At 57.2% G+C, this 12,823-nt stretch carries 13 protein-coding genes; all 13 read left to right on the top strand.

Going from position 1 to position 12,823, the window contains the following annotated elements:
- Positions 1-124: 124 nt before the first annotated feature.
- The 13 genes from xseA (at position 125) to metG (ending at position 12,808) form a co-directional block, all read left to right on the top strand.
- On the top strand, positions 125-1,477 hold the full coding sequence (gene xseA, locus K0B01_04385; protein ID MBW6485373.1) for an exodeoxyribonuclease VII large subunit: 1,353 nt from the start codon (positions 125-127) through the stop codon (positions 1,475-1,477).
- Positions 1,478-1,520: 43 nt separating this feature from the next.
- Entirely contained in the window at positions 1,521-1,754 is a 234-nt protein-coding gene (locus K0B01_04380) for an exodeoxyribonuclease VII small subunit (protein MBW6485372.1), read from the top strand.
- Positions 1,666-2,646 carry a polyprenyl synthetase family protein gene (locus K0B01_04375; protein ID MBW6485371.1) on the top strand — a complete coding sequence of 327 codons (981 nt, stop codon included), beginning with the start codon at positions 1,666-1,668 and terminating at the stop codon, positions 2,644-2,646. The genes K0B01_04380 and K0B01_04375 overlap by 89 nt, the downstream gene beginning before the upstream one ends.
- Positions 2,647-2,649: 3 nt before the next feature.
- Entirely contained in the window at positions 2,650-4,551 is a 1,902-nt protein-coding gene (gene dxs / locus K0B01_04370; GenBank protein MBW6485370.1) for a 1-deoxy-D-xylulose-5-phosphate synthase, read from the top strand.
- Between the two features lie 29 nt (positions 4,552-4,580).
- The gene (locus K0B01_04365; GenBank protein ID MBW6485369.1) at positions 4,581-5,330 is read left to right on the top strand and encodes a TlyA family RNA methyltransferase; all 750 of its coding nucleotides are present in this window, start codon (positions 4,581-4,583) and stop codon (positions 5,328-5,330) included.
- Between the two features lie 13 nt (positions 5,331-5,343).
- On the top strand, positions 5,344-7,089 hold the full coding sequence (gene ispH, locus K0B01_04360) for a 4-hydroxy-3-methylbut-2-enyl diphosphate reductase (GenBank protein ID MBW6485368.1): 1,746 nt from the start codon (positions 5,344-5,346) through the stop codon (positions 7,087-7,089).
- A gap of 13 nt (positions 7,090-7,102) precedes the next feature.
- A complete protein-coding gene (locus K0B01_04355) occupies positions 7,103-7,687 on the top strand; it encodes a hypothetical protein (GenBank protein ID MBW6485367.1) in 585 nt (194 codons plus the stop codon).
- 39 nt (positions 7,688-7,726) lie between these two features.
- Positions 7,727-7,948, top strand: a complete 222-nt coding sequence (locus K0B01_04350) for a NifU family protein (GenBank protein MBW6485366.1) — start codon at positions 7,727-7,729, stop codon at positions 7,946-7,948.
- Between the two features lie 69 nt (positions 7,949-8,017).
- Complete coding sequence (locus K0B01_04345) at positions 8,018-8,191, top strand: 4Fe-4S binding protein (GenBank protein MBW6485365.1); 174 nt, start codon at positions 8,018-8,020, stop codon at positions 8,189-8,191.
- A gap of 142 nt (positions 8,192-8,333) precedes the next feature.
- A complete protein-coding gene (tmk, locus tag K0B01_04340; GenBank protein ID MBW6485364.1) occupies positions 8,334-8,981 on the top strand; it encodes a dTMP kinase in 648 nt (215 codons plus the stop codon).
- A gap of 46 nt (positions 8,982-9,027) precedes the next feature.
- The gene (holB, locus tag K0B01_04335; GenBank protein ID MBW6485363.1) at positions 9,028-9,993 is read left to right on the top strand and encodes a DNA polymerase III subunit delta'; all 966 of its coding nucleotides are present in this window, start codon (positions 9,028-9,030) and stop codon (positions 9,991-9,993) included.
- 71 nt (positions 9,994-10,064) lie between these two features.
- The gene (locus K0B01_04330; GenBank protein MBW6485362.1) at positions 10,065-10,865 is read left to right on the top strand and encodes a stage 0 sporulation protein; all 801 of its coding nucleotides are present in this window, start codon (positions 10,065-10,067) and stop codon (positions 10,863-10,865) included.
- Positions 10,862-12,808, top strand: a complete 1,947-nt coding sequence (gene metG / locus K0B01_04325; protein MBW6485361.1) for a methionine--tRNA ligase — start codon at positions 10,862-10,864, stop codon at positions 12,806-12,808. Before K0B01_04330 ends, metG begins: the two co-directional genes overlap by 4 nt.
- Positions 12,809-12,823 lie beyond the last annotated feature (15 nt).

Raw genomic sequence — 12,823 nt, 5'->3', positions numbered from 1 at the left:
CCCTCAATGCACGTCCCCGGCGTGATTCGTGCTTTTAAGGGATTCCGTTCGGCCTGTCAACACTTTTTTCGCCTGTCTGAAATTCGGCCTTGTCACGGGCGGCGTTATCTGATAGCTTCAGCCCGTGAATACGGGATATTTATCAGAAATTATTAGCGTTTCGGCGTTAAACGACCGGATCAAGAGCCTCCTCGAAGAGGAACTGTCCTTGGTGCGGGTCGAAGGCGAGGTGTCCAATCTGCGGCGGCCGCCCTCCGGGCACGTCTATTTCACGCTCAAGGACGCGAAAAGCCAGATCCGGGCGGTGATCTTCAAAAATCCCTACGGCGCCCGCAAAAGCAGCGGCCTGGCGGAATTTGCCGTCGAAGAGGGGATGAGCATCGTCTGTCTGGCGCGGGTTACGGTCTATCCGCCCCGGGGTGAGTACCAGCTCATCATCGAAAACGTGGAACCGCGCGGGCTGGGCGCGCTCCAGAAGGCCTTTGAACAGCTCAAGGCCCGCCTTGCCGCCGAGGGGCTTTTCGAGGCCGGACGAAAAAAACCGCTGCCGTTTCTGCCGCAAAAGATCGGGGTAATAACCTCCCCTTCCGGCGCCGTCATCCGGGATATCCTGACCATCACCCGTCGGCGCTTCCCCTCTATCGATATTTTGATCGCCCCGGTGCGGGTTCAGGGAAGCGAAGCGCCGGCGGAAATAATAAAGGCTTTTGGCTATTTGCATGCATTCGGGGATGTTGACTTGATCATTCTCGCCCGGGGCGGCGGGTCGCTGGAGGATCTTGCCCCGTTCAACGACGAAAGGGTGGCCCGGGCAATTGCCGCCTCCCGTATCCCGGTCATCTCGGCGGTAGGGCATGAAACGGACTTCACGATCGCCGACTTCGCGGCCGATCTGCGCGCCGCCACCCCGTCGGCGGCGGCGGAACTGGCCGTCCCCCGGCGCGACGAGCTGCTCGAGAGCGTCGAAAGACTCCGCGGCAGTCTGGCGCAGCGCTTCCGCCAGGAGATGTACACGCGTCAGACGTCCTTAGCCTCCCTGCAGCAAAGGCTCCGGGATCCGAGAAGGCGGCTTGCCGACGCGTTTTTGACCCTCGATGATTACAGCGAACGGATCAAACTTGCCGCCCTTCGCCAGCGGGAAATGCGGCGCAAGGAACTGGCCGGATTGGCCCTCCGCCTGAATTTTCATAATCCCTGCTCAATTATCGAAGGAAATCGGGCTGTTCTGAACGACAGGGGCCGCGCCCTGCAGGCAGCCTGGGAAAAGTTGTTTTCCTTGCAAAAAAATCACGCGGCAGCGACCTCCGCCGTACTTGCGTCGCTGAACCCGCTGGCCGTGCTGAAGCGGGGGTACAGCATCGCCCGCCGCCTGCCGGACGGCCTCATCATCCGCCGGGCAACCGACGTCCCAATCGGGCAGGAAATCGAAATCCTTATTGCGGAGGGCAAGCTGGGCGCGAAGATAACCAGCCGGTAAAAAATTGAAAGGACCATTAATATTAGAGATTTGAGGAGATTTTATGTCCAAGGAAAAATTTGAGGCAATGCTGGCGAAACTCGAAGAGATTGTCCGCCGGATGGAAACGGGGGAGCTGACGCTGGAGGAATCCCTCGCCGCCTTTGAGGAGGGGATCAAGCTTTCCCGCAACTGCGCAAAAACGCTGGATGAAGCGCAGCGGAAGGTGGAAATTCTGCTGCAGGAGGGGGGAAAACTTGCAACCGCGCCCTTTGTCGGAGCTGAAAGTGAACCCTGAATTTTCACTGCCCGCTTACCTCGAGAGGCAAAGAAAACTTATCGATAATGCCCTTGGCGTTTATTTCTCCGAGGAAGAGGCGGAGTACAAAACGATCTGCGCCGCGGCCCGCTACAGCCTGCTGGCCGGAGGAAAAAGAATCAGGCCGGTGCTCTGCTTAGCCGCCGCGGAGGCCTTTGGCGCCAAGGCCGAAGACGTGCTGCCGGCGGCCTGCGCGCTGGAGATGATCCACACCTATTCACTCATCCACGATGATCTGCCCGAAATGGACAACGACGACTACCGCCGGGGGAAATTGACGTCGCACAAGGTCTTCGGCCCGGATATGGCGGTGCTTGCCGGCGACGCCCTGCTGACGGAGGCGTTTCAGCTTTTGACAGAGCGAAAGAAAATGCCGAAAACGCCCCCGGAACGGCTTTTGACGGTCGCCTGTGAGATCTCCGCGGCGGCCGGCTACCGGGGAATGGTGGGGGGGCAGGCGCTCGATGTCCGCGCGGGAGGGAAAAAGGGCAATCTGGAGAGCCTCTGCGCAATCCACCGGCACAAAACCGGCGCGCTGCTGCGCGTCTCACTGAGGACAGGGGCCATTCTTGCCGGCGCCGACAATGGCGCCCTCGCTGCCCTTTCCGCCTACGGGGAGAGGATCGGGCTCGCCTTCCAGATCGCCGACGATATCCTGAATATTGAGGGAGATTCAGAGCTTATGGGTAAAAAAACGGGAAGCGATGCCGCGCTTGGGAAGGTTACCTTTCCGCAGCTTCTGGGAATAGACGTCTCGCGCGCCCGGGCTGCCGAACTTGTGAGGGAAGCGATTTCACTAATTGATGGCTTTGGCGACCGGGCGACGCCGCTTAAGGCCATAGCCAAGTACATACTGGACAGGAAATCATAAAAAATGACCGAAAAAGAGAAACATGCCCTTCTGCCAGGGATAAACAGTCCCGCTGATCTCAGAAAACTCTCCCTTCCCGAACTGATCATTTTGGCGCAGGAGATCCGGGAAACGATGCTCGACACCGTCTCCCGGCGGGGCGGGCACCTCGCCCCCTCCCTCGGAGTGGTGGAGCTGACGCTCGCTCTGCACTATGTTTTTAACACCCCCCGCGATCTGCTCGTCTGGGACGTCGGGCATCAAACCTACGCCCACAAGCTCATCACCGGGCGCAGGGAGCAATTCGAAACGCTCCGGCAGTTAGGTGGGCTAAGCGGCTTCCCGAAACGGGCGGAGAGCCCCTACGACACCTTCGATGTCGGCCACAGCGGTACATCCATCTCGGCCGCAGCGGGGATGGCAGAGGCGCGCTGCCTGAAAAAAGAAAATTTTCGGGTCATCGCCGTCATCGGCGACGGGGCAATGTCCACCGGGATGTCCTTTGAGGGGCTGAACTGGGCGGGCGACCGGCACAAGAATCTGATTATCATCCTCAACGACAACGAAATGTCCATCTCGCCCAATGTCGGCGCCCTGTCTTCGTATCTCAACCGGGTCATGACCGGACAGACGGTCAACAAACTCCGGACGGAGATGAAAACCTTTTTTAAATCGATCCCCGGTATCGGCGAACAGATGCTGAAGTTCTCCCGCCAGGTCGAGGAATCGCTGAAAACCTTCTTCGTTCCCGGGGCAATTTTCGAGGAGTTGGGGTTTACCTACATCGGCCCCTTGGAGGGAAACCGCCTCGATCATCTGATCCGGAACCTGCAAAACGTGAAGGATATGGAAGGTCCGGTGCTGGTCCACGTCGTAACGAAGAAGGGAAAGGGTTACAAATTCGCCGAAGATAATCCCTCGCGGTTTCACGGCATTGCCCCTTTCGACCTCCAGACCGGCAAGAACCTCGCGGAAAGCGGCCCCCCCGCGCCTACCTCCTATACCAAGGTGTTCGGCAAAACCCTGGTGAAACTCGCGCAGGACAACCCTAAGCTCGTGGCAATCACCGCGGCGATGCCTGAAGGAACCGGTCTTGCCGACTTTGGCGCACAGTTCCCGGAACGCTTTTACGATGTGGGCATAGCCGAACAGCACGGCGCGACCTTTGCCGCCGGCCTCGCCACGCAGGGACTCGTTCCGGTAGTGGCGATCTACTCCACCTTTATGCAGCGGGCTTATGACCAGGTAATTCACGATATCTGCCTGCAAAAACTGCATGTGGTAATCGCGATGGACCGCGGCGGCTTTGTCGGCGAGGACGGGCCGACGCATCACGGAATGTTCGATTTTTCCTTTCTCCGGGCCGTTCCCAACCTGATCGTGATGGCGCCCAAGGATGAAAATGAGCTGCAACACATGCTGAAGACGGCAGTGGAGTGCGACCTTCCCGTCTCGCTCCGTTACCCCCGGGGCGCAGGGGTGGGAGCAATCCTCGACTCCGCGCCGCAGACCCTGCCCATCGGAAAAGGCGAAATCGTCTTTGACCAAAAGGGGGCGGAACTGGCCATAATCGCAATCGGCGTCTGCGTTTATCCGGCAGTGACGGCCGCCCGCATCCTTCAGGCGGAGGGAATCCCGACGCTGGTGATAAACGCCCGGTTCGTCAAGCCGCTCGATGATGAACTGCTGATCGAAACGGCGAATAAGATTAAAAAATTCATAACAGTAGAGGAAAACGCCCTGATGGGCGGCTTCGGAAGCGCCGTTTTGGAACTGTTAGCGGATAAAGGCGCAAGCGGGGTTGCGGTCACCCGCCTCGGCGTTCCGGATGAATTTGCGCCGCATGGACCAGTGCGGGAGCTGCGACGCATGTTCGGGCTCGATGCGGAAGGCATTGCCGCCGCGGCGCGCAAGCTGATGGCCTGAGCGCCATGCCCGGGCGTCTGAAGCTAAAAATGAAAAAAAGTCCTAAAATTCGCCTCGACAACCTGCTGCTCGAAAGGGAACTTGCCTGCGACCTCAAGCAGGCCCGGGCGCTGATCCTCTCCGGGGCAGTCCTGGCCAATAACCAGGCAGCCGATAAGGCAGGCGGCCTGTTTCCGGCTGACGTAAATATCCGCCTCCGGGGCAACGCCAGCCTTTATGTGAGCCGGGGCGGGATAAAACTGAACGGCGCCCTCCAGGCTTTCGGATTTTCCGTCCAGGGTCTCGTCGCCCTTGACGTCGGCGCCTCCACCGGCGGCTTTACCGACTGCCTGCTCCAGGCGGGGGCAAAAAAGGTTTATGCGGTGGATGTCGGCTACGGGCAGCTCGCCTGGAAGCTCAGGAGCGACCCCCGCGTCGTCAATATCGAACGGACAAACATCCGCAATTATGATGGTTCGGCGCTTGGGGACGACATAAGCCTGGCCGTGATCGATGCCTCCTTCATCTCGCTGCGGACGGTCATCCCGCCGGTACTTGGGATGATAAAAAACGGGGCGTTTTTGATCTGTCTCGTCAAGCCGCAGTTTGAGGTCGCCCGGGGAGAGGTCGGAAAAAAGGGCGTCGTCCGGGACCCGCTCCTTCACGAACGCACCCTGGCAGAGATGGAAGCCTTCTGCCGCGGAATCGGGCTCGAAGTTTTGGGACGTTGTGACTCCCCGATAACAGGCCCGGCAGGAAACAGGGAATTTTTTCTCCATTTAAGAAAATCGGAACACTGAGGGACTTGCAATAATGGGCATCAAACTGGCAAAAACTGCCGGGTTCTGCATGGGGGTCAAGCGGGCGGTCGAGATGGTCCTCGAGATGGCAAGCCAGCAGGAACACGTAGCCATCTACACGTATGGCCCGCTGATTCACAACCCCCAGACCATTGAGCTGCTTCGGGAAAGGGGAATTATCCCGCTCAGGCGGCCCGAAGAGCTGGAAACTGTTCCGGAGGGGGCGTCAGTCGTTATCCGCGCCCACGGCATCCCGCCCCGGGAGAGAAAAAAACTGGAAGATAAAGGGTTCAAGATCATTGACGCCACCTGTCCGAAGGTAACCCGGGTGCAGATGATCATCCGCAAACACGCTTCTATGGGCTTTACGGTTCTGATCGCCGGCGACCGGGAACATCCGGAGGTAAACGGCCTGCTTGGTTTTGCCGGCGATGCCGGGGTGATAATCGGGTCTCCCGCTGACGTTGCTGCGCTGCCCGCCTTCGACAAGGTATGCGTGGTAGCCCAGACAACGCAGAGTCGCAATGTCTATAGTGAGATAGTCGAAAAGGTGACGGCGCGTTTTCCCGAGGCGGTGATTTTCAACACGATCTGCGACTCAACCGAAAAACGTCAGACCGAGATCGAGACGCTTGCCGCGGAGTCCGACGCCGTTTTCGTCGTCGGAGGGAAAAACAGCGCCAATACAAGACGTCTCACGGAGCTTGCAATCCTCAAGAACAAGCCCGCTTTCCATATAGAAACCGCCGCTGAACTGCAGGGCATCGATTTGGAACCGTACCGGCAGATCGGCGTATCAGCCGGCGCCTCCACCCCCAACTGGATAATCGACCGCGTCGTTGACCATCTGAACAGCCGGATGGGAAAGCGGGAGGAGCTGCTCCATCGTCTCTTCAAGCTCTGGGTCTTTGCGGTGCGTGCGGATATCTACTCGGCGATTGGCGCGGGGTTCCTGTCTTTTACCGCAATGCTCCTCCAAGGGCTGCCGATTGCCCCCCTCCCCATTTTTACCGCCTCTTTGTACGTTTACTCCATGCACGTGCTGAACCGCTTCATCAATAGAAAGACGAGCAGCATCAGCTCCTTCCGCGAGGAGTCATACCTTATTCATGAACAGCGCTATCTGACGCTCGCGGCCTGCGCAATCAGCGTCGCGCTTTTCCTCGCCTTCACCGCCGGGAAAAAGTCTTTCCTTGTCCTTTTTACCATCTCCCTGCTCGGCATCCTTTACAATATGCGATTCCTGCCGTTTGGCTTCCGCTTTAAAAGCCTCCGGGACATTCCCGGCTCGAAGAACATCTCTACCGCCTTCGCCTGGGCGATCGCCGCCGCCCTGCTCCCCAGGCTCGAGAATGGCTCCCTGCTGCACGCCGGCCTCTGGGTCTCGTTTATCTTCACGGCCGGCATCGTTTTTATCCGTTCGGGGATGTCGGACATCCTCGATATCCAGCGGGACCGTCTGATCGGCCAGGAGACGCTGCCCGTTTTGCTCGGCGAGAAGAAAACGCTCGTCATTCTCAAGACAATCTGCCTTTTTCTCTTTGTTCTGCTGCCCCTTTCCGCCGTTGTCGGCTGGTCGGCAACGCTCGGTTTTTTCCAGTTAATCGCCATTTTTTATATGTGGATTTGTTTCAAACTATATGATAGAAGGTCGGCATTTTCCGGGGTCGTGCTGGAGGGATTTCTGGAAAGCGGTTATTTTGTCGTCGGGATAAGCTCTTTGCTCTGGCTTCTGGCAACAGGCGCTCTGACCCGTTGAACTGGAGAATAATGTGATAAGGATTAAAATCTTTGCAATCATTTTTTTATTCCTCGGCTTGTCGGGCTGCGGGGGGCTCCGTTATTCCGAAATTTCTCCGGATGCCAGGGATTTCCATCCCCGGAAAATCGTCGTTCTGCCCGCTGATGTAGCCGCCTTTCCCGAGGCTGCGGGAAGCGTTGATCGTCTTTTTACCGAGGCATTGACCGAACGGCGCTGGTTCGAAGGGGTGCTCGGGGGAGAGGGCTTTGCCAAGCGGCTGCGCAAGGATGAGGAACTCCGGGGGGCAGTGGCGGGATACCTGGAAAAACTGACAAAGGTAAAATTCTCCGACCCGGACCTCAGCAGCAGGATTGGGAGCTTGACCGGAACCGAGGCTTTTTTGGTTAACCGCGTTGACTCGTGGATTTATACCGTCGTGAACGACAAAAAAGCGGCAAAAGTGGGGCTCAGCATAACGCTGGTCGAGGCAAAAACCGGTAAAATTCTCTGGAGTGCAACGCATAGCCGGGTAAGCGAGTATCTGCTCGTCAAGCCCGAGCTGGCGAATATGGCCAGAGGGCTCATCCGGGAAATGACGGACCAGATGCCTCATTGAGCTTCAGCAAATTAAACGATTTCAATTAGGAGAAAGACCATGCAGGACAAGGTTAAAAAGGCCATTGACAAGATACGGCCGTCTCTTCAGGCTGACGGCGGAGATATTGAGTTCGTGGATGTGGACGAAAAGGGGGTTGTCAAGGTGCGCCTGACCGGCGCCTGTCATGGCTGCCCAATGGCGCAGATGACGTTGAAAAACGGCGTGGAGCAGTTCCTCAAGAAGGAGATCCCCGAAGTCACAGCCGTGGTTTCAGCTTAGGAAAGCGAAACGGGTTCCCGGTTCGTCTTGTTGCAGTCAAATTAAAACTATTGAAGGAGGATTAGAAAAATGGCGCATTTTATTACCGATGAGTGCATTTCCTGTGGATCATGTCAGAGTGTATGTCCGGTAGAGGCAATCAGCGAGGGCGACGACAGTTATGTAATCGACGCCAAGCTCTGCACGGACTGTGGAACATGCGCAGAACAGTGCCCTGTGGAAGCGATCAAACCGGCAGAGTAGTTCCGGCAAGTCAGTTTTTACGGGTTTGAACAAAAAAATAGGGGAAAGCGCCGCTGCCAATGCCTGTCGCGGCCTTTCCCCGCCTCTTTTTTTAACATATAATTGACATGGATAAATAGCATCGTGATTTCGGGCGGCAAGAGTGCATAGATTTATTACATTCGACGGCATCGAGGGATGCGGCAAGACCACGCAGTTGCGACTCGCCGAGGCGTGGCTGCGCGCTCGGGGCCTGCCCGTCCTCGCCACTGCCGAACCGGGCGGTACGCCCCTTGGTGTGAAGATCCGCGAGCTGCTTTTGAATCGCCGCTCCTGGAATATCGGCGCCGAGGCGGAACTGCTGCTGTTTGCGGCCGCCCGCGCCCAGCATGTGGCAGAGACGATTATTCCGGCGTTGAACGACGGAAAATGGGTTCTGTGCGATCGCTATACGGATGCCACCGTGGCCTATCAGGGATTCGGACGGGGAATAAATGCCGAATTAATCCGGTGGTTAAACGAGTTTTCATCGCACGGTCTGGAGCCGGAGCTTACCCTGCTGTTCGATTTGCCGGTCGAAGCCGGCCTGCGGCGGGCCCGGATGCGGGCGGCAGGGAGCGCCCCCGACAGCGCGGAGGATCGTTTCGAGCAGGAAGAAACGAACTTCCACCAGCGGGTAAGGGATGGTTATCTGCAGCTTGCCGAAATGGCGCCGGAGCGCTTCCGGCTTGTCAATGCGTACGGGACTCCGGAGGAAATCCAGCGGGAGGTTCGCCGTCTGCTGACGGCACTGCTCGGCACAAGTCAATAGGGGCGAGGCATGCCGCGCCCCTCCATCTGTCAACAGGGTAAGATATTTGAGATTCCAGCAGATATACGGACATAAAAAACCGCTCGCAATCCTGAAGAGCGCCATGGCGGCAAACAGGGTTGCCCACGCCTATCTTTTTTACGGAAAAGAAGGGGTCGGGAAGAAAACGGTTGCCTCAGTGTTCGCGCGGGCCCTCAACTGCCCCGCCGCGGCTCCTCCCTGCGACGTCTGTCCCTCCTGCCTGAAGGCCGAGCATAAAAATCATCCCAACATTATTGAGATTGTCGCTGAAGGCCAGTTCATAAAAATTGCTGCTGTAAGAGAAATAATGGCCACGATGGCCTTTCGTCCGGAGGATGGCAAACGGGTTTTCATCCTGCAGGACGCCGATAAAATGAACGCCCCGGCGGCAAATGCCCTGCTCAAAACACTGGAAGAACCTTCGGCGGATAACGTCCTGATCCTGACTTCCGCCCGACCGCACGCCCTGCCGGTGACGATCCTCTCCCGCTGTCAAGCCCTGCGCTTTGCCCCGCTGCAGAAGACAGAGGTGGCCAGCTTCCTTCGTGAACAACAGGGATTCGGCGAGGCCGAGGCGGAGGCAATTGCCGCGGCGTCGCTCGGGAGCATCGGCGACGCCCTCGAGATGAAGAAGGAAGATTACATGACCGTCCGCAACGGAATATTGAAGCGACTGGCCGAGGATGACCCGGCAGACCTGATAAGAAGGCTCGCTTTCGCCCGCCGTTTGGGAACAGAGCGGGAAGAGATAACCCAACGGCTCCAGATAATGCAAAACGCCTATCGGGACTCGCTGATCCTGAAAGAAACAGGCGAAAGCGAGATGCTCCTGTTCAAGGACTGGGAGGCGGCTATTTCAGCCCTGGCCGCTCGCCTGTCGGGACGGGAGATTCTCAAGAATATGGCGGTTGTGGGTCGCGCCATGGACGCCATCTCCAGAAATTCCAACAAAACCTTGACTTTGGAGGCCATGCTGGTTAGGCTTGCATAGCAGCTAAGCGCTCAGGGCGGCTTGCCGTCCCAAAGAAGGATGAAAATGATTAAGAGCTCAGGTGAATCTCATTGAAAACCATCATCGGCGTAAAGTTCAAAAAAGAGGGAAAGATATACAGCTTCGATTCGGGTGAACTGCAGTTGCAGCGGGACGACCTCGTTCTGGTTGACACGGACAACGGCCCGGCGATTGGCATGGTGGCTGACGCCGTGAAGACCCTTTCCGCTTCCCGGTGCTTGAATAATCTGAAAAAGGTGCTGCGTTCGGCAACCGATGAGGATTTGCAAATACGAGCGGAAAACAGCAAGTTGGAAAAAGAGGCCATCCGGTACTGCGCCGGCCGAATCTCCGAGAAGCGGCTCCCCATGAAGCTCGTTGCGGTGGAATGCCTCTTCGACAAAAGCAAAATGGTCTTCTCGTTCGCCTCGGAAAGCCGGGTCGATTTTCGGGATCTGGTCAAGGATCTGCTGCAGAAATTCCGGACCCGCATCGAGCTGAAACAGATCGGGGCCAGGCAGGAGACAAGGGTCGTAAAAGGTCTGGGCATCTGCGGCCGGGAGGTATGTTGCGGGAGCTTCCTGCACAACATGGACCGTGTTTCGGTCAAGATGGCAAAAGAGCAGAACATGTCCCTCAACCCCGAAAAAATCTCCGGCCTCTGCGGACGGCTGATGTGCTGCCTGGCATTCGAATACGACGCTTACGTCGGTCTGAAAAAAGAGATGCCGAAACCCGGAAAGATGGTACAGACGGCCGATGGCCAGGGCAAGGTAATCCGCCAGAATATCCTGCGGTCGGAGGTCGTCGTTATGCTGGAAGACCGAAAAGAAATGACTTACAAGGCCCATGATGTCAAGATTATTGCATGAAAGATGAATTCAGAAAGGAATTTATGAAAAGCGCCTTTTACATAACCACTCCGATCTACTATGTAAACGCCTCGCCCCACATCGGGCACGCCTACACCACCGTTGTCGCCGATGTCATGGCCCGCTACCACCGCCTCCGGGGCGATCGCACCTTCTTTACCACCGGCACCGACGAACATGGCGACAAGATTGCCGAGGCGGCAAAAGAGGCGGGGATTACCCCCAAGGAATACGCCGATAAGATCAGCGCCCAGTTCAGTTCCCTCTGGCCGCTTATGGACATAACAAACGACTATTTCATCAGAACGACCGACCCCAGCCATATCCGGACAGTCCAGCAGATTCTGCAGAAGGTGCATGCGGCGGGAGACATCTATTTCGGCGAGTACGAGGGGCTGTACTGCGTCGGCTGCGAGCGCTTCTACCGGGAAACGGAACTGGTGAACGGAAAATGCCCGGACCACCAGACAGCCCCCGAAGTGCGCAAGGAAAGCAACTATTTCTTCCGGATGGGCAATTATCAGGAGTGGCTGATCCGTCACATCGAGACGCACCCCGACTTTATCCGCCCGGAGCGCTACAAGAACGAAGTCCTTGCCTTTCTGCGCGACCCGTTGGAGGACCTTTGCATCTCCCGACCGAAAAGCCGCCTAACCTGGGGGATCACCCTCCCCTTTGATGAAAACTACGTCACCTACGTCTGGTACGACGCGCTGATCAACTACGTAACGTCGCTTAGCTACCCGGATGGCGAGAAGTTCCGCGAATTCTGGCCGGTGGCGGAACATCTGATCGCGAAAGACATTCTCAAGCCCCACGGAATTTACTGGCCGACCATGCTGAAGGCCGCCGGAATCGAGCCTTACAGTCATCTGAACGTGCACGGCTACTGGAACGTGGACAGCGGCAAGATGTCCAAAAGCGTGGGGAACGTCGTCAAGCCCTTGGATTTGAAGGACAAGTACGGCCTCGATCAATTCCGCTATTTTCTGCTGCGCGACATGGTCTTCGGGTTGGACTCCAGCTTTAGCGAAGAGGCCTTAGTCGGACGAATCAACTCCGATCTGGCCAACGACCTGGGAAACCTCGTCAGCCGGACGCTGACGATGGCGGTAAAATACACGAAGGGGGAAGTCCCGCCTGCCACAAAAGAAGCGCCCCAGGACATTCTTTTGCGGGAAACGGCCCGGCACACAATCGAAAATATCGATATCTGCTTCTCCGAACTTGGCTTCCACAAGGCGCTGATCGCCATCTGGGAATTCATCGGCGTCGCCAACAAATACATCGTCGAGCAGGAGCCCTGGGTGATGGCCAAAGAGCCGGCGCTGCAAAAACGGCTGGAGACCATCATCTACAACCTGCTGGAATCGCTGAGAATAGTCGCTGTCCTTGTTTCCCCGTTCATGCCCGGTTCGGCAATCCGGATCATGGAACAGCTTGGCATTGCCGAGCCTGCCGCCGAAGATTTTGCAACAATCCGGAGCTGGGGCGGCCTTAAAGTCGGCAACCTGCTTAAACCGGGAGGCGCCCTCTTTCCCCGGGTGGAAATCAAGACCACAGCGGCAAAACAGGAAGCCGCCCCCGTCAAAACCAAAGCCGCGCCGCCGGCCATCAAACCGGAAATCACCTATGAGGAGTTCGAAAAGATCGATCTGCGGGTGGCAAAGGTGCTGAAGGCCGAGGCTGTCCCGAAATCCAACAAGCTCATACGGCTGATTGTGGAAATCGACGGCGAGAGACAGATCGTCGCGGGCATGGGCAAGGATTATCAGCCGGAGGAACTCGTCGGCAAAACCATCATCGTCGTCGCCAATCTGAAACCGGCGAAACTGATGGGGGTGGAATCGCACGGGATGCTTCTGGCAACGGACGCGGCGGCAGGCGGGCTCACCCTGGTGGGCTTCGACAAAAATCCGGCAGTCGGCGCCCGAATCCGTTAAAAAACGTTTTCTCGC

This window comes from Syntrophobacterales bacterium, assembly GCA_019429105.1.
Lineage (GTDB): Bacteria > Desulfobacterota > Syntrophia > Syntrophales > UBA5619 > DYTH01.
This window is presented reverse-complemented; position numbering and strand designations above follow the sequence as displayed.